18 protein-coding genes are annotated in these 17130 nt (G+C 64.1%); 8 read left to right on the top strand and 10 right to left on the bottom strand.

The window, feature by feature from the left end; translation table 11 throughout:
* Positions 1-157: 157 nt before the first annotated feature.
* Entirely contained in the window at positions 158-1510 is a 1353-nt protein-coding gene (locus MUO32_RS01460; RefSeq protein ID WP_257946455.1) for an alpha-glucosidase/alpha-galactosidase, read from the bottom strand.
* Positions 1511-1633: 123 nt separating this feature from the next.
* On the opposite strand from MUO32_RS01460, the gene MUO32_RS01455 reads away from it, so the two are divergent.
* The gene (locus tag MUO32_RS01455) at positions 1634-2560 is read left to right on the top strand and encodes an AraC family transcriptional regulator (RefSeq protein ID WP_257946454.1); all 927 of its coding nucleotides are present in this window, start codon (positions 1634-1636) and stop codon (positions 2558-2560) included.
* Here the strand turns inward: MUO32_RS01455 and MUO32_RS01450 are convergent.
* Positions 2547-3242: a fumarylacetoacetate hydrolase family protein gene (locus tag MUO32_RS01450; RefSeq protein WP_257946453.1), complete on the bottom strand. Its 696-nt coding sequence runs from the start codon at positions 3240-3242 to the stop codon at positions 2547-2549. The genes MUO32_RS01455 and MUO32_RS01450 overlap by 14 nt on opposite strands.
* 158 nt (positions 3243-3400) lie before the next feature.
* Here MUO32_RS01450 and hpaR point away from each other — a divergent pair, with 158 nt between their 5' ends.
* Positions 3401-3892 carry a homoprotocatechuate degradation operon regulator HpaR gene (gene hpaR / locus MUO32_RS01445; protein WP_257947144.1) on the top strand — a complete coding sequence of 164 codons (492 nt, stop codon included), beginning with the start codon at positions 3401-3403 and terminating at the stop codon, positions 3890-3892.
* 18 nt (positions 3893-3910) lie between these two features.
* Here hpaR and MUO32_RS01440 read toward each other — a convergent pair whose 3' ends face one another.
* The gene (locus MUO32_RS01440) at positions 3911-5317 is read right to left on the bottom strand and encodes a pyridoxal-dependent decarboxylase (protein WP_257946452.1); all 1407 of its coding nucleotides are present in this window, start codon (positions 5315-5317) and stop codon (positions 3911-3913) included.
* 191 nt (positions 5318-5508) lie between these two features.
* Complete coding sequence (hpaD, locus tag MUO32_RS01435; protein ID WP_257946451.1) at positions 5509-6360, bottom strand: 3,4-dihydroxyphenylacetate 2,3-dioxygenase; 852 nt, start codon at positions 6358-6360, stop codon at positions 5509-5511.
* A 299-nt stretch (positions 6361-6659) separates the two neighbouring features.
* Between hpaD and MUO32_RS01430 the strand changes: the two genes are divergently transcribed.
* From MUO32_RS01430 to MUO32_RS01410, 5 genes are read left to right on the top strand one after another with little or no spacing between them, the layout of a single operon-like run.
* Positions 6660-7916: a Tm-1-like ATP-binding domain-containing protein gene (locus tag MUO32_RS01430; RefSeq protein ID WP_257946450.1), complete on the top strand. Its 1257-nt coding sequence runs from the start codon at positions 6660-6662 to the stop codon at positions 7914-7916.
* Complete coding sequence (locus MUO32_RS01425) at positions 7913-8557, top strand: HAD family hydrolase (RefSeq protein WP_257946449.1); 645 nt, start codon at positions 7913-7915, stop codon at positions 8555-8557. Before MUO32_RS01430 ends, MUO32_RS01425 begins: the two co-directional genes overlap by 4 nt.
* A 12-nt stretch (positions 8558-8569) precedes the next feature.
* Positions 8570-9928, top strand: coding sequence for an aspartate aminotransferase family protein (locus MUO32_RS01420; RefSeq protein ID WP_257946448.1), 1359 nt, complete (start codon positions 8570-8572; stop codon positions 9926-9928).
* Between the two features lies 1 nt (position 9929).
* Positions 9930-11213, top strand: a complete 1284-nt coding sequence (locus MUO32_RS01415; RefSeq protein ID WP_257946447.1) for an aspartate aminotransferase family protein — start codon at positions 9930-9932, stop codon at positions 11211-11213.
* Positions 11194-12195: a phosphotransferase enzyme family protein gene (locus MUO32_RS01410; protein WP_257946446.1), complete on the top strand. Its 1002-nt coding sequence runs from the start codon at positions 11194-11196 to the stop codon at positions 12193-12195. The genes MUO32_RS01415 and MUO32_RS01410 overlap by 20 nt, the downstream gene beginning before the upstream one ends.
* A gap of 9 nt (positions 12196-12204) precedes the next feature.
* On the opposite strand, the gene pqqE is transcribed toward MUO32_RS01410, so the two are convergent.
* Genes pqqE through pqqA form a run of 5 tightly spaced genes read right to left on the bottom strand, consistent with a single transcriptional unit; the run spans position 12205 to position 15322 of the window.
* Positions 12205-13293, bottom strand: coding sequence for a pyrroloquinoline quinone biosynthesis protein PqqE (pqqE, locus tag MUO32_RS01405; RefSeq protein WP_257946445.1), 1089 nt, complete (start codon positions 13291-13293; stop codon positions 12205-12207).
* Positions 13290-13562: a pyrroloquinoline quinone biosynthesis peptide chaperone PqqD gene (gene pqqD, locus MUO32_RS01400; protein WP_257946444.1), complete on the bottom strand. Its 273-nt coding sequence runs from the start codon at positions 13560-13562 to the stop codon at positions 13290-13292. Before pqqD ends, pqqE begins: the two co-directional genes overlap by 4 nt.
* Entirely contained in the window at positions 13559-14329 is a 771-nt protein-coding gene (pqqC, locus tag MUO32_RS01395) for a pyrroloquinoline-quinone synthase PqqC (protein ID WP_257946443.1), read from the bottom strand. The genes pqqD and pqqC overlap by 4 nt, the downstream gene beginning before the upstream one ends.
* Entirely contained in the window at positions 14326-15231 is a 906-nt protein-coding gene (gene pqqB, locus MUO32_RS01390) for a pyrroloquinoline quinone biosynthesis protein PqqB (protein WP_374708593.1), read from the bottom strand. The genes pqqC and pqqB overlap by 4 nt, the downstream gene beginning before the upstream one ends.
* Complete coding sequence (gene pqqA / locus MUO32_RS01385; RefSeq protein WP_069063320.1) at positions 15221-15322, bottom strand: pyrroloquinoline quinone precursor peptide PqqA; 102 nt, start codon at positions 15320-15322, stop codon at positions 15221-15223. The genes pqqB and pqqA overlap by 11 nt, the downstream gene beginning before the upstream one ends.
* Positions 15323-15513: 191 nt before the next feature.
* Here pqqA and MUO32_RS01380 point away from each other — a divergent pair, with 191 nt between their 5' ends.
* Entirely contained in the window at positions 15514-16314 is an 801-nt protein-coding gene (locus tag MUO32_RS01380; RefSeq protein ID WP_257946441.1) for a phosphate/phosphite/phosphonate ABC transporter substrate-binding protein, read from the top strand.
* Positions 16315-16415: 101 nt separating this feature from the next.
* Here MUO32_RS01380 and MUO32_RS01375 read toward each other — a convergent pair whose 3' ends face one another.
* Positions 16416-17123: a ParA family protein gene (locus MUO32_RS01375; protein ID WP_257946440.1), complete on the bottom strand. Its 708-nt coding sequence runs from the start codon at positions 17121-17123 to the stop codon at positions 16416-16418.
* Positions 17124-17130 lie beyond the last annotated feature (7 nt).

Genomic DNA, 17130 nt, shown 5'->3' with positions numbered 1-17130 from the left:
CGTGACGCGCGAAAACCCCGCCCGGACGGCGATAACGGCGTGAATGCCGCAGGTTGCCGGTATAGCCAAGCGGTAAAATCTTCTCAAGCGGGGTCTGCGGATCGACGCAGGAATGGCCAAACGGTCGTTTGAGGCACGGTGATCGGTAAAAACTGTCCTAGCCGACACGCGCCCATTCGGGGATCCAGTCGCGATGGGCAATCAGCAGATCGTCCATCAGCGCCCAGATCTGGTCGAGGTCGAGTTCGGCGGCGGTGTGCGGGTCCAGCATGGCGGCGTGGTAGAGGTGCTCGCGGTTTTGCGTCATCAAGGCCGCGACGGTGAGTTCCTGCACGTTGATGTTGGTGCGCATCAGTGCGGTCAGCTGTGGCGGCAGCGCGCCGATATGGGTCGGCTGGATGCCGGAGGCGTTGACGAGGCAGGGCACTTCCGCGGCGCAGTTTTCCGGCAGCGATGGGATGCAGCCATTGTTGCGCACATTGCCGTAGATGACGGAAGGTTCGCCGGTCCAGACCGAATTCATGATGGAGGAGGCGTATTCGTGGCTCGCCTTCACCTCTATCGTCTCGGCCGCCTTGTAGGCCGCCGCCTCGCTCTTCCATCGCTCCACCTGCTCAATGCAGCGCTTGGGATATTCATCGAGCGGGATGCCGAATTTCTCGATCAGGTCCTCGCGGCCTTCCTTGATGAAATAGGGTGTGTATTCGGCGAAATGCTCCGAACTTTCGGTGACGAAATAGCCGAGTCGCGTCAGCATCTCGTAGCGCACCTTATTGGGGCAACGCGGATTCCAGTGGCTGGGCTTGGGGAAACGGCCTTCGCGATAGCCGGCGAGAAGGTCCGGATAAAGGTCGCGACAGCTGCCGTCGGGCTGGCGGTGTTCGAAGGCGAGATAAAACGCCATATGGTTGATGCCGGCGGCGCGGTAGCGGATTTCGCCGACGGGGATATCGAGATCGCGCGCCAGCTCATAGGCCGTGCCCTGCACGGAATGGCAGAGGCCGACCTGGCGGATATCAGGATATTTCTCGGCGATCGCCCAGGTGTTGATGGCCATCGGGTTGACATATTGCAGCAGGATCGCACGCGGGCAGACCTCGAGCATGTCCTCGCAGATTTTCCAGAGATGCGGCACGGTGCGCAGGCCGCGCATGATGCCGCCGACGCCGAGTGTGTCCGCGATCGTCTGGCGCAGGCCATATTTCTTCGGCACCTCGAAATCGGTGACGGTGCAGGGCTCGTATCCGCCGATCTGGAAAGCCACGACGACGAAGTCGGCCCCTTCGAGCGCCTTGCGTTGGTCCGTATGCGTTTCGATCACGGCCTTGCTGCCGAGGGTCGCCGCGAGTTTTCGCGCGACGGTCTCGCTTTCGGAGAGGCGCTCCCGGTCGATGTCCATCAGGGCGATCGTCGCATTGGCCAGCGCCGGCCGCTGCAGGGCGTCGCCGATGATGTTCTTCATGAAGACCGTTGAACCGGCGCCGATGAAGGTGATCCTAGGGTGCTGCATGGGCGTCTTCGTTCTCTTCGCAGGGGGTGGGGTAAAATCGCGCGCCACCAACCGGCTTGCCGACTGGTCACAACAAGAATTATTCTGGCTATATGTGCGCGTATAGGGAGGGATTGTGCTTTCATGGGTAATTCTGTGCTGAACAAGCTCGTCGCTTCCGGATCTTTCATGAAGACCATATCGCTGCCGCACGGGCGCCAGCGCCTGCATACCATGCCGACCAGCACGGGTTACGAGATCCGCACGCAGCCGAGCTATGACTGGGATGGCCGCAAGCGCGGCCAGACGCCGTTCACGGTGCTGCAGCACACGCTGGAGGGAGCTGGGAACCTTTGCTACGAGGGCCGCACCTATCGCATCAGGCCCGGCGAAACGCTGTTGCTCACCGTGCCGCACAATCATCGCTACTGGCTGGAGGAGGGGGGGCGCTGGGCGTTTTTCTGGCTGTCGATGAACGGGGAGGAGGCGCTGCGTTTGCACAGGGCTATCCTTGCCGCGGCCGGTCCCGTTCTGCGGCTGAAGCCCGCAACGATCGACCAGTTCGCCTTATGCAGTCTGCGCCTGGCCGAAGGCGAGGGCGAAACCCCCGGCCGCGCTTCGGCCGCGGCCTATGAGGCGGCGATGGCGCTCTATGACGACGTCTTTGGCGCGCATGCGCCGGATGGTCGGGAGGAGGGCGCGATGCGGCATGTCGTCGAGCATATCGAACGAAACCTCGACCAGCCGCTCCCGGTCGAGGAGCTGGCACGCCTGTCGGGTCTCAGCCGCGCGCATTTCTCCCGCGCCTTCCTGAGGGCAGAGGGCATGCCGCCGGCAGAATTCGTGCTTGCCCGGCGGCTCGCCAGGGCAACGAAGCTTTTGACGGAGACGCAGGCCGTATCCGTCAAGAACGTCTCCGCCCGCTGTGGCTTCGACAATGCCAACTACTTCGCAAAGGTTTTTCGCCGGCATTTCGGCGCAAGTCCCACGGAGTTCCGAACGACCGGCATGTATGCCAGCCTGCCGGCAGAGCGGGACGGCCCCACGGCACCTGTCGTCAGAGGACCGTGACGGTGATCGCGCCGAGGCCGTCGATCTCTGCCTTCATGATATCGCCCTTTTCGACGGCGCCCACACCGGCCGGCGTGCCGGAGAAAATGAGGTCGCCCGGTTGCAGCGTGAAGAAGCGGGAGAGATAGGTGATCATTTCCGGTATTTTCCAGATCATCTGGTCGAGATTGCCGTTTTGGCGCAACGCATCATTGACGGAAAGCCGGATAGCGCCCTCCGCAGGGTGGCCGATATCGCTCGCGGCATGGAGCGGGCCGCAGGGCGCGGACTTTTCGAAGGCTTTTGCGATTTCCCAGGGGCGCCCGTGTTTCTTCGCTTCCGCCTGCAGGTCTCGGCGCGTCATGTCGAGGCCGATGGCATAGCCGAAGACGCAGTCGAGCGCCTGTTCGACCGGAATGTCGCTGCCGCCGTCTTTCAGGGCGACGACCAGTTCGACCTCGTGATGTACGTCCTTGCTTGCGGGCGGATAGGGAAAGCCTTCGGACGGGGCCGTCAGTGCGTCAGGGTTCTTCTGAAAGAAGAAAGGCGGTTCCTTGTCCGGGTCGTGCCCCATCTCGATGGCGTGGTCGGCAAAGTTCCGGCCGACGCAATAGACGCGGTGCACCGGAAAGAGCGCAGCACGGCCTTCGACCGGCAGCGCGGGAACCGGGGCGGGAGTGAAGACGTAAGCTTGCGATGTCATGGCGTACGGCACTTTCGAGTGGCTGATTTGCGTGGCACGCTAGCATGGCGGGAGGCGGCAATCGATTCGTTCTTCCTGGCCCGTATGGCCTCATGATTGCGCGAACTCCAAAAATCGCGGATAGAGGCAGGATGACGAAGGATGCCTCTGTGGACACGATGCCCCCCGACACGACGCCCGCCGGTGCGGCAAAAGACAAGCCGCGGCGCGAGCGCCGGCGGTCGCTTGCCATCGGCCTCCTCAAGGCGCGCGAAGCCGTCATGAGCCATTTCCGCCCGATTCTCGCCGATCACGACGTGACCGAGCAGCAATGGCGCGTGCTGCGTACGCTGTCGGAAGCCGGCCTGCTCGATGCGACCGAAGTGGCGGAAAAAGCCTTCATTCTCGCGCCGAGCCTGACGCGCATGCTGCGTTCGCTTGAAGAGCGCGGTTTCATCACGCGCCACAAGGACAAGGCCGACGGCCGCCGCGTACTGCTGCGGCTCGAGCCGGCGGGGCAGACGATTATCGATGAGGTCATGCCGGATTCGCGCCGCGTCTATGCGGATCTCGATGCGCGCTTCGGCGCCGAGCGCGTCGAGCAGCTGCTGGACATGCTGGAGGAGCTTGCCGCCCTCAAGCTGGATGGCAAGGCGGGCGGCGAGGAATAGTCCCGCCGCCGCGATTTTCTATATCCGTCCGCGGGCGATCTCGGTGATGACCGTAAAGGCGGTCTCGGCATCGTCACGTGTCATTTCGAACTGGCCGGCCTGGAAGCGGATGGCGATGCGGCCTTCCACGCGCGTCTGCGTGAGGTAGATGCGGCCATCGTCGTTGATGGCGTTGACGAGAGCGATATTGTGCTGGTCGGCGTCTGCACCACCCGTGTGGCGGAAGGAGAAGAGCGATAGCACCGGCGTGCTGACGATCTCGAAATCCGGTTCCTTGGCAAGGCGTTCCGCCAGTTCCTCCGACCACGCCACATGATTGCGGATCATGCCGCGCAGGCCCTCGAGCCCATGATAGCGCATGAGGAACCATAGTTTCAGCGCGCGGAAACGGCGGCCGAGCGGCACCGACCATTCGGAATAGTTGATGATGCCGTCATGGCCGTGGGTCTTCAGATATTCCGGCTGGATGGCGAGCGTGCGGACCTGGTCTTCCGGGCTGCGGATGAATTGCACCGAGCAATCGAAATTCGCGCCGAGCCATTTGTGCGGGTTGAAAACGATGGAATCCGCCTCCTCGACGCCGTCCCACAAGGTGCGGAATTCCGGGCAGATCATCGCCGATCCCGCCCAGGCGGCATCGACATGCAGGTAGAGCCCGTGCGCCTTGACGACAGCAGCGACGGCGCGGATCGGATCGCAGGCGCCGATCGAGGTGCCGCCGGTGCAGGCGATGACGCCGGCGGGGATGTGGCCGGCTGCCAGATCCGACTTGATGGCGGCGTCCAGCGCCTCCGGGTCCATGCCGTTGAGAGGCCCCTTGGTCGGGATGCGCACGAGGTTCGCCTCGCCGATGCCGGCGATCCAGATCGCGCGGTCGATGGAGGTGTGGACCTGTTTGGAGGCGTAGACGCGCACGGCCTTGTGCGCCGCCAGCCCCTCGCTGTTGCCCTTCCAGGCCAGCGCCTTCTCGCGCATGACGAGCACGGCGGCGAGCGTGGCGGTGGAGGCGGAATCCTGGATGACGCCGGCAAAGCCGTCGGGCAGGCCCATGGCCTGGCGCAGCCAGTCGACGACGCGGGTTTCCAGCTCGGTTGCGGCCGGTGAGGTCTGCCAGAGCATGCACTGGGCGGCGACCGACGTGATGAGGTAATCCGCGATCACCGATACCGGCGCGGCATTGGCCGGGAAATAGGCGAAGAAGCGCGGATGTTGCCAATGGGTGAGGCCATCGGGAATGATACGCTCGAAATCGGCGAAGATCGCGTCCATCGCTTCGCCGGATTCCGGCGCCGCATCGGCGATCTGTTTGATGATGTCGCCCGGCTTCGTCTGCGCCCTTACTGGCCGCTCGCGCAGGCCGGCACGGTAGTCGGCGCCCCAATCGGCCACTGTTCGCGACCACTGGCGGAATTCTTCGCTGTCCATGTCTCACTCCCTGTCCGGTTGCCTTTTTCGGCGCTCGGATGTGCAATTGCAATGGCCCCTGGGCTCCTTCAGGGGTGTTTTAATTAACATGTTAAAAACATGGGAGGGCTGTCAAGGGCGAGAAGACAGGTGTGTGGCCGGCTTGCTGGCGCGTTCTCTCAAGGGATGGCCGCATACGCGGCCTGAACCGGTCAGGCCGCGAGTGGAAAAACGGCGTTGACCTGCCCCGTGCCGGACGAGGTAAAATACTCTGTCAGGATTTCGGCCTGGCCGCCATAACGCTCACCGCCGAGCGCGCCAAAAAGCATGGCGGTGTCATGCATGAAGCCTTCGCCGTGGCAGAGCTTCGAATAGAGCGGCAGCATCTTCACGAATTCGTCGTGGCGGCCTTCGCGCCAGAGGTCGAGCACGCGCAGATCCACCTGCTTGTAGAACTCGTCGGAGATGGTGTGGATGCCGGCGGGCGCGGCGTTGTTGTCGTGGATGCGGTGCGAAAGCGAGCCGCTGGCGAGGATCGCGGCGTTGCAGCCGCTCGCTTCAATCGCTTCGCGCACCGCGCGGCCGATGCGGAAACTTTCCTCCATCTCGTGCCAGGGGCACCAGGCCGAGATCGACAGAACCCGGAAGCGGGCGTCGGCGTTGATGTAGCGCATCGGCACGAGCGTGCCATATTCCAGTTCCAGCGTATCGACGTGATGCGCCATCATGCGGATGCCTTCGGCCGAGACGCGGCGGGCGATGTTGTCGCCGAGCTCAGGGGCGCCGCGATAGTCGTAGTCGAGGTTCTGGATGAAGTGGGGGAATTCGTTGCTCGTATAGATGCCCTTGTACCGCTCGCGGGCATTGATGTGATAGGCCGTGTTGACCAGCCAGTGCGTGTCGAAGACGACGATCGTATCGACGCCGAACGTATCGCAGCGCCGACCGATCTCTTTCAATCCGTCGATCGCGGCCTGTCGGCAGCCGTGGTTCGGGCCGGGCATTTCGGAAATGAACATGGATGGGACATGCGTGATCTTGGCAGCGAGCGACAGGGTTCCCATGGCTTTCTCCTCCTTTGGCCGTGTGGGAAAAGGATAACCGGGGCGGACGAGCGCACGTTGATCCAGATCAAATACTAAACATGTTAAATATCAACCGGCTGACATCAATGGTTCAACATCTGAACCAACGCTTCAAATATAGACTTGCAATGCGTTTGGTTTCTTGCCAGATTAATTCTCATGTTAAGTAATCCGCTTGCTCATGCCGGAGGGGTAGGGTGTGCGGATCGGGCTTGACGCCGGGAGAACCGAATGGATGTCCCGGTAGAGCCCGCCATACCAACGAGGAGGAATGGTTGATGAGCCTGAGCGCCCGTCCGCCGAAGATTCTGGTGATCGGCACCGGTGACACCAAGAGCGAAGAACTGCTGTTCATGGCCGAAGTCATCGGCAAGGCCGGCGGCGTTCCCGTCATGGTCGATGTCAGTGTGCTCGGCGAGCCGCCCTATGCGCCTGAGCACTCCAAGCACGACATCGCCAAGGCTGCTGGTACGAGCATTCAGAACATCGTCGACAGTGGTGACGAAAATACCGCCATGGCGCTGATGGCCAAGGGGGCGGCCGAACTGGTGCGCGGGCTCTCGGATGCCGGTGCGGTGGACGGCATGATCGCGCTCGGCGGTTCGCTCGGCACGGATCTGGCGCTCGACGTCGCCGCCGTGCTGCCGCTCGGCGTGCCGAAGTTCATCGTCTCCACCATTGCCTACTCCCATCTCCTGCCGCCGGAGCGTATCGCGCCCGACCTCATGATGATCCTATGGGCCGGCGGGCTCTATGGATTGAACCCGATCTGCCGGGCGGTGCTGTCGCAGGCCTGTGGCGCCGTCGTCGGCGCGGCGAAGGCTGCCGAACGGCCGGACCGTGTGCGGCCCTTGATCGGCATGACATCGCTCGGCTCCTCCTGCCTCAAATATATGAAATACCTGAAGCCGGAGCTGGAAAAACGCGGCTATGACGTCGCCGTCTTCCATGCCACCGGCATGGGCGGCCGGGCCTATGAGGCCGTGGCCGCAGACAGAGGCTTTGCCGCCGTCTTCGATTTTTGCATCCAGGAAGTCACCAATGCCGAAAACGGTTCTGTTGTCACCTCGGGGCCGGATCGTCTGGAAAATGCCGGTCGCGCCGGCATTCCGCAGATCGTCGCACCCGGCGCCGTCGACATGGTGGACATGCCAGCCTGGCAGGATACGCCTGCACGCTTTGCCGGCCGGCCCTATCATGCTCACAACCGGCTGATCGCCTCCGTGACGGTCTCGCCCGAGCAGCGCCGGGAGGTCGCCCGCGTCGTCGCCGCCAAGATGGCCGGCGCCTCTGCTCCCGTCGCCTTCCTCCTGCCGTCGCAAGGCATTCAGGAATGGGACCAGGAGGGCGAGCCGCTGCACGAGCCCGCCGCCCTCGCTGCCTTCCTGGACGAGATGCGCAAGGTCGTAACCGCCGCCGTCGCCTTCGAGGAGGTCGATACGCATATCAACGCCCCGGCCTTCGCCGCCAAGGCTTTGGAAGTCTTCGATCGCTGGGTTGCCGAAGGCATCGTCGAGAAAGGCCGTATCGCATGACCAAGGCACTGATCCTCGATTTCGGCGGGGTCGTCACCCGCACGCTGTTCGAGACGCATGACATCACCGAACGCGCGCTCGGCCTGCCGGCGGGCACCCTGACGTGGCGTGGCCCCTTCGATCCCGCGACCGACCCGCTCTGGGTGTCGATGCAGGCGCGGGAAATCACCGAGCGCGACTACTGGATGACCCGCACCCGTGAGGTGGGCAGCCTGCTCGGCGAAGAGTGGACGGACATGAAGACCTTCGTGCAGCGGGCACGCGGGGCGGATGCCGAGCTGGTGCTCCGCCCGGAAGCGCGCGATGCCATCCTAAAAGCCAAGGCGGCCGGACTGAAGCTCGCCATCCTCTCCAACGAACTCGACCTCTTCTACGGCGTCGAGTTCCGCAAGCGTTTTCCGCTGATCGAGCTTTTCGACGTCATCGTCGATGCCACCTATACGAAGATCCTGAAGCCCGATCCGCGCGCCTATGAACGGGTGATCGCCGAGGTCGGCATCGACCGCGCCGACTGCGTCTTCGTCGACGACCAGAAGAAAAACATCGAGGGTGCGCACGCCGTGAACCTCCCCTACGTGCATTTCGACGTGACCCGGCCTGCCGAAAGCTACGCGCAGGCGCTGAAAATGCTTGGAATTTGAAAGGATATCCCCATGCGCGATTCCAACTTCCTGATCGAGAACAATGCCCGCCATCTCTGGCACCCCATGGCCCATCCGGCTGAAATGCAGGCCAAGCCGCCGCGCATCATTCAGGGCGGCGCGGGCGTGGATGTGGTGGATATCCATGGCAAGACGGTGCTCGACGCCGTCGGCGGCCTGTGGAACGTCAATCTCGGCTATTCCTGCGAGCCGGTGAAGCAGGCGATCCGCGACCAACTGGACACGCTGCCCTACTACTCCACCTTCCGAGGCACCACCAATTCGCCCCTGATCGAACTGTCCTATGAACTTGCCGAATTCTTCAAGGAGGACGGCCTGACGCGCTCGTTCTTCACGTCGGGCGGTTCTGATTCGGTGGAGACGGCGCTCAGGCTCGCCCGCCAGTTCCACAAGATCAACGGCCAGCCGGAACGCACCAAGTTCGTGGCGCTCAAGAAGGGTTATCACGGCACGCATTTCGGCGGCGCCTCGGTCAACGGCAACGCCAATTTCCGCCGCAACTACGAGCCGCTCCTGCCCGGCGTCTTCCATCTCGCCGCGCCCTATCCCTATCGCAATCCGTTCAACACGACCGATCCGGCCGAGATCGCGCAGGCGATCGCCCGCCAGTTCGAGGACGAGGTGGCCTTCCAGGGCGCCGATACGATCGCGGCCTTCATCATGGAGCCGGTGCTGGGGGCGGGCGGCGTGATCGTGCCGCATGAAACCTTCATGCCGCTTATGCGCGCCATCTGCGACAAACACGGCATCCTCCTGATCGCCGACGAGGTCATCACCGCCTTCGGCCGAACTGGCGCCTGGACCGGCTCGCGCGGCTGGGGCGTCAAGCCCGACATGATGACGACCGCCAAGGCGATCACCAACGGCTATTTCCCCTTCGGCGCCTTAATGATCTCCGACAAGGTGGCGACGGCCTTCGAATCCAACAAGGATTCGTTCGGCTCGATCGGCCATGGCTACACCTATTCCGGCCATCCGGTGGGTGCGGCCGCCGCCCTTGCGACGCTCAGGGAGACCGCCAAGGTCAACACGGCCGCCAATGCCGCCGCCCGCGGCATCGAACTCATGGCAGGCCTCGAAGGCCTGAAAGCGAAGCACGAGCTCGTGGGCGACGTGCGCGGCAAGGGCCTGATGGCGGCGCTGGAGCTTGTCTCCGACCGCGCCAAGAAGAGCGCTGCCGCCAAGGATGTGGTGCAGAAGGTCTATGACACGACCTATGAGGCGGGCGTCATGGTGCGTACCTCTGGTGCCAACGTCATCATCTCGCCGCCGCTCATCATCACCGCGGCCGATGTGCAGAAGATCGTCTCGGCGCTCGATGAAGGCCTCAGCGCGGCGGAAGGCAAGTAGGATGGCGGGCGAGGAGGCTCTGCGCGCCCGGCGCGAAAAACTGCTCGGCCGCAACATGTCGCTTTTCTACGAGGACCCGGTTCATCTCGTGAAGGGCGAGGGTGTGTGGCTGTGGGATGCGGACGGGAAACAGTATCTCGACTGCTACAACAATGTGCCGCATGTCGGCCATTGCCATCCGCGCGTTGTGGAGGCGATCTGCCGGCAGGCCTCGACGCTCAACACCCACACCCGCTATCTGCACGAAGGCATCCTTGACTATGTCGAGCGCCTGACCGCGACCTTCGACAAGAGCCTCGACAGTGCCATCCTGACCTGCACCGGCAGCGAGGCGAACGACGTGGCGCTGCGCATGGCGCAGGCCGTGACCGGCAAGACGGGCGTGATCGCCACCGACTTCACCTATCACGGCAACACCACGGCGGTATCGCAGCTTTCGACCCGCATGCCGCCGGTCGGCGGCTATGGCGGCCATGTCCGCCATGTGCCCGCACCCGATGCCTATCGGCCGCTCGGCGGCGAGGGCGGTGCTGCTTTCGCAACGGCCTGGGCGGTGAAGGTGGAGGAGGCCATCGCCTCGTTGCAGGAAAGCCCCTTCGGCTTTTCCGCGCTGATCATCGATCCCTTCTTCGCCAATGAGGGTTTTCCGGACCTGCCGGAAAACTTTCTCGCCCCCGCCGTCGCTGCCGTGCGCAAGGCTGGCGGCATCGTGATCTGCGATGAGGTGCAGCCCGGTTTCGGCCGCGCCGGCACCCATATGTGGGGCCACCAGAAAGCGGGTATCGTCCCCGACGTCGTTACCCTCGGCAAACCGATGGCCAATGGCCATCCGGTCGGCGGTGTCGTCGCCGGTGCCGAGACGCTGAACGCCTTCCGCAAGGCTTTTCGCTACTTCAACACCTTCGGCGGCAATCCCGTCTCCTGCGCGGCGGCCCTGGCGGTGCTCGACGTGCTGGAGGATGAAAAGCTGCAGGAAAACGCGCTGGACGTCGGCGCCTATGCCCGTGCAGGCCTGCAGAAACTGGCGGATAAACACCCGCTGATCGGCAATGTACGCGGCAGCGGCCTGTTCTTCGGCGCCGAACTGGTGCTCGACCGGGCGGAGAAGACCCCGGCCTCCGACATTGCCACCCGCGTCATCAACGGCATGCGCGAGCGCGGCGTGCTGATGGGCAAGCTCGGCATCCACCAGAACGCCACGAAAATCCGCCCGCCCATGCCTTTCTCGAAAGAGAACGCGGACCTGATGTTGTCGACGCTCGACGATGTCCTGGGCGGGCTCTGAGCCGATGGGCGGCATGGAGGAGATGCTGACGCGGCGGGCCATCGCCGCGCTTGCCCATTGGGATCTGCCGGAGCAGGTGCCCGAACTCATCAAATACCGCGAAAACGCGGTGTTCAAGGTAAAGCTCGCCTGGGGCGATCCTGCGGCACTGCGGCTGCATCGCCCGGCCTATCATTCGCAGGCAGCACTCGCCTCGGAACTCGCCTTCATGGCGAACCTGCGCGATCGTGGCCTTGCCGTGCCGCAGCCGATTCCGGCGGCAAACGGCGCCTTGCTCGTCGCCTTCGGCGATGGGCCGCATTACGCCGACCTTATAGGTTGGATCGATGGCGAACCGCTCGGCGAGACCGGTGTTCCGCTCTCCGAAGAGGGCCGCGACCTGCCGGTGATCTTCGATGCCATTGGCCGAGAAATGGCGCTGCTGCACGGTGCCGCCGATGCCTTTCGCCAGCCGGTGGGTTTCGAACGTCCCGCCTGGGATGCTGCCGGCCTGCTCGGCGAAACGCCGTTCTGGGGCCGGTTCTGGGATTGCGCAGCGCTCTCTGCCGAAGACCGGACCTATTTGACGGCGCTGCGTGAAACGCTCTCGGTTCGCCTTGCATCCGTCGCGTTGCGCCTCGATTACGGCCTGATCCACGCCGATATCGTGCGGGAAAACATCTTCGTGCGCAAAGGTGCGGTCGCTTTCATCGATTTCGACGATTGCGGCTTCGGCTTCCGCCTGTTCGACCTGGCGACGACGCTGCTGCGCAACCGGCGCGAACAATCCTATCCGATCCTGCGTGCCGCATTGCTTGACGGTTACGCCGCCATCAGGCCGCAGGCGCAGGCGGAATTCGAATATCTGCCGCTCTTCCTGCTCTTGCGTGCGCTCACCTATATCGGCTGGGCTGCGGCCCGTCCGGACCTTGCCGACAACGCCGCCCGCTTGCAGCGTTACGTCGCCGACGTGCGGTCGCTGGCGGTCGATTTCCGCGCTTGAAAGCTGCCGCTAGTGCTTGTGGGTTCGGTAGGTGAAGTGCGCGGCCGTCGAAGCCTGTTCGGCGATGATATGATCCACGATGGGGCGAGCCGGCGCATGGCGGCAGACCGGGTCGGTCGCCGTGGCATCGGCGGCCAGCGCCATCGCCTGGCAGCGGCAGCCGCCATGGTCGTGGTCGCGCCGGGCGCAGCTCCGGCAAGGCTCCTGCATCCATTCATGGCCCCGGAACGCGTTGAAGGCGGCGCCCTCGTACCAGATGGTCGAAAGGGATGTTTCGGTCACCCGGTCGAATACGAGACCGGGGATGGTCGCCGCGGCGTGGCACGGCAGGACGGCGCCGTCGGGGGCTATGTTGATGCCGGTCGAGCCCCAGCCGCCCATGCAGGCCTTGGGGTAATCGGCATAGTAGTCGGGCGGAACGAAATCGATGGTCATGCGCCCGGCATAGACCCGACGTGCGGCGGCGACGGCCTCCTTGGCATGTTGGACTTGTGCGCGCGTCGGGAGCAGGGCGGCGCGGTTTGCCAGAGCCCATCCGTAGAATTGCACGCAGGCCACCTCGATCCGGCGGGCGCCAAGATCGGCGGCGAAGTCGATTGCGGCCTCGATGTCGTCGATCGTGTGCCGGTGCATGACGGCATTGACCGTCAAGGGAATGCCGCGCCGACGGACTTCGTCGGCGAAGGCGAGTTTGCGGACAAATCCCCCCTTGTAGCCTCCGACCCAGTCGGCCTTTTCGGCCGTCGTCGCCTGCAGCGAGAGCTGGACGTGGTCGATCCCTGCTACTTCGAGCGCATCGAGACGCGCCGGCGTGAGCCCGATGCCCGACGTGATCAGGTTGACGTAGAGTGCCGCATCCCGCGCCGCCTTCACGAGGGCTTCGAGATCGCGCCGGGATGCCGGTTCGCCGCCGGAAAGGTGCAGTTGCAGCACTCCGAGATCGGCGGCCTGGCGAAAGACGTCCGACCAGACTTCGGTCGACAGCTCATTGTCACGCGCTGTCAGCTCCAGCGGGTTCGAGCAATAGGAGCAGGACAGCGGACAGCGATGCGTCAGTTCCGCGAGCATGGCGATCGGTGGGGCGGGACGGTCCGTCATCGATAGTCCACCAGCCTCTGGGCAACGAGCCCGCCGAGAAAGTCGCGGACATCCGACGCAACATCCGCCTCCGGCGCGCCATAGCGCTCTGCGAGGCGGGCGGAAATCGCTCCGAGGGACAAGCGGCCATCGACCTCGCCGAGAATGGCGCTGCCGATTTCGTCGAGCAGAAGCGCGCGCTCCGGAACGAGCAGAACCATCGTGCCGCGCACCCGGTCATGGTGCAGGCGGGTTCCGCGCGGGAGGAGGGGAACGGGATCGTCCGTCATGCGCGCTCCATCCTTTGTCCTTCGCCGGGCTTCCAGGCGCCCGGCGGTCTGTGTCCCTCGACATAGCCGCCCCAGAGCGCATCGAGCTGCGCCCAGAGCACATCCGTCTTGAAGGTCAGCGCGGCGATCGCGGCTTCCTGCTCCGTGCGGGTCGCGGCGTGGGTCAGCACCCAGTCGAGCGTGAACCGAACATCCTTCGGCGCTTCGCTCAGGCGGTGGCGGAAATAGGAGATCGTTTCGCGATCGGCGAAATCGTAATGCTCCAGCAGGCCGTCGATACGGCGCGTGTGGATGGCGGGCGCGAACATCTCGGTCAGGGAACTCGCCATCGCGGCAATGAGCGGTTCATCGCGCACGAAGCGGATATAGGCATCGACGATGAAACGCGTTGCCGGCATCACGCCGCGACCGGAGGCGACATAGGCCGGATCCAGCCCGACGCCTTCCGCAAGCCGCAGCCAGCGCCGGATGCCGCCGCCATCCTCGGGGCTGCCGTCGTGGTCCTCGATGCGCGACCGCCAGATGCGGCGCAGATCCGGATCGCGGCAACGCGACAAGAAAGCGGCGTCCTTCATGGGAATGGAACACTGGTATTGCCAGCGGTTGATCACCCAGGCCTGCACCTCGTCCATCGTGCAGGCGCCACCGTGCAGCCGGTCGTGAAAGCGATGTTTGTCGTGATAGCGCTCCTCGCCGACCCGGCGCAGGCGCGCCTCGAATTCGTCGCGGCCGAGGGGCTGGTCTTCGTGCTTTTGGCTCGGGCTCACAGGACGACCTCCATGCCATCGCTCGCGATTTCCCATCCGGCGGCGGCGATCGCGATGCGTGCCGCGCTTTCGGGTATCAGTGCCGGGTTCGTGTTGTTGACATGCGTGTAGATGCGTCGGCCCCGAAGCCCGGCGAGGCGTTCAAGCGAGCCGCCCGCACCGCTCATCGCGATATGCCCCATGCGCGCGCCGGTCTTGGCGCCGGTGCCGGACCGGGGCATCTCGTCGTCGGTCCAGATTGTACCGTCGAAAAGCACGGCTGCGGCGGGCGTCAGCCGATCCACGAGCCAGTCCGGCAGCGCAGCACATCCGGGAACGTAGTGCGCCTCATGCTCCCCGGATTGTAAACGCAGCCCAACCGTCTGCTCGCCGAGCATCGCCAGATCGGGCGCGCCGTCTTCGAGATAGAGCGGGACCTTTCCCGGAACGGCATAGGCCGTGACCATCAGGCCCGGAAGCGGGCTGAAGGGCTGGTCTAGGGTGATGGTCCGGCGCTCCACCAAAGCCGGATCGAGAACGCCGAAGACAGCATTTTCCAAAAGGACCCGATGGGTCGCCTCGGTGGCATGGAGGGTGAAGCCGGTCTTCTCGCGCAGGGTCAGAAGACCCGCGATATGATCGACATCGCCATTGGTCACCACCACCGCTTTCACCGGGCTGTCCCGCAGCCCCTTCGGATGCAGCGACGAGCAGGCGGCGAGCTGCTGACGCAGATCCGGCGAGGCATTGAGCAGCACCCAGCCTTCGCCATCGACGCTCACGGCAAGCGTGCTCTGGCTCATCGGAGCAATCAGGCCCTGCCGCGCGGCGGCGCACTGCGGGCAGCCGCAGTTCCATTGGGGCAGGCCCCCCCCGGCGCCTGCCCCGAGAACAACGATACGCACGGTCTCCTCAGAACGGATGATCCGGACGCGGATCGTCTTCCGAAGGTCCGTACATGTTGATTTCCATGCCGCAGGCAATGTCTTTGATGACGGGTTTCTTCCAGGCCATATGCTTCTCCTCCAGATGTGGAACAGCCACCCCGTCAGCTTGCGCTCGTTGCCGGTGGCCACACAATGCGACCAAGGTCTCGATCCTCTCGATCGCCAACCCGGAGCGGTCTATGGAGCGCGCGAGCAACGAAATCCCGTTGCTATTCAAATCCGCGCATTGCATTGGTTTTTCGGTTCCGGAGTTCGTCCATGCCGCTCGCCAGCCTCTTCATGTATGTCAGCCCGCCGCCGGTTGCGCAGGCGACGCATCTGTTCTGGGCGGCGCTGGGCCGGCGCGCCCGCGCACTTGGCCTTGAAGCACCGGCGACGCTTGACGATATCTCTCCCGACACTTGGCTCAGGCCGGATCTGCTGTTTAGCCAGACCTGCGGATATCCCTATGTCCAGCATCTGCGCGGCAAGGTGCAGCTTGTCGCAACGCCGGTCTACGGGCTCGCGGGCTGCGATGGTCCGCTCACATGCAGCTTCATTATCGTCAACGCCCAATCCTGCGCCACCGCGATCGAGGATTTGAGAGGCGCGCGTGCCGCGATCAACGAACCCGGCAGCAATTCCGGATACAATCTCTTTCGCCATTCTGTCGCGCCTCATGCGATCGACGGTCGCTTCTTCTCGTCGGTGATCGAGACCGGGGGCCATCGGGAGAGCATCGATGCGGTTGCCCGTGGCGAGGCTGACATTGCGTCGATCGACTGTGTCACCTTCGGCAACACGCTGCGCTTTGATGCCGATCGTGTTGCCGGCGTGCGTATTCTCGCCGAAACCGCCAGGGGGCCGGGCCTACCCTTCATCACCTCCGCCTCGACCCCGGCGAAGGATCTCGCCATCCTGCGCCGCGCTTTGGCCGAAACCATTGCCGATCCCGATCTTGCCGAGACCTGCGATACGCTGTCGCTGCGCGGTATCCGCCTGCTTGGCGATGCCGACTACGAGGTGCTGGCGGAGCTGGATCGGGAGGCCGCGCGTCACGGCTATCCAGCAATCGCCTGAGGTTGATTGCTGGTGTTTCTCCGCGACATGGCGCTGTTGGCATCGGCTGCAAACCAAGCAAGGTCCGTCGCCGGATCGATCCGGTAGGGGGCGTCCTGTGGCTACGCGACCTCTTTCATGCCGTGGCCATCGACGGAGACAGCGCTGGGAATCTGCCGGAGCACTTCGAGCGCCAGCGCGCGGGCGTTTTCCTGCGCCTTGTCGAGGTTGCTGACCTGTCTCGCATCCATCGAGTAGAGCGTGCCACCGCAGCCGAAGATGTCACGGAAGGCGGAGCGTTCGACGATAGGCGTTTCGAGCAGGTGCACGCGGCGCGCGGCGAGGAGGTCTTTCACGGCATTCATCGCGCGGGTCGTCACCATCGAATTGACGCGGGTGAGCACCACGGAGTGGCGGATGCGGATGTTGGCCTTGTCCTCGAGATACTGAAGGAGCTCGATGACATTGGCGCCGCCCTGGGCATCCATGGCCGAGCCCTGCACGGGGATCAGCACGTAGTCGGCATGACCGACCGCCTTGGCGAGCAGGGAGCTGCGTGATCCCGGCAGATCGATCAGCACGAAGTCGGCCCTGGCCTTCTCTTCGGCGAGCTGCCGGTCGATCGTGCTCATGGTGACATAGGGAACGACATGCAGCCGATTGCCGCGAGCGCCCTCGGAATTCTCATACCAGCGGGTGATCCAGTGCTGCGGATCCGCGTCGAGCACCGAGACGCGAAAACCAAGCCGTGCAAGCTCGGTCGCGAGCAGCAGCACCGCGGTCGTCTTGCCGGCGCCGCCCTTGGTATTGGCGAAGGTGATGACGGGCATGAGCCTC

The organism is Shinella sp. CPCC 101442, from assembly GCF_024704725.1.
In the GTDB taxonomy this organism is placed as follows: domain Bacteria; phylum Pseudomonadota; class Alphaproteobacteria; order Rhizobiales; family Rhizobiaceae; genus Shinella.
This window is presented reverse-complemented; position numbering and strand designations above follow the sequence as displayed.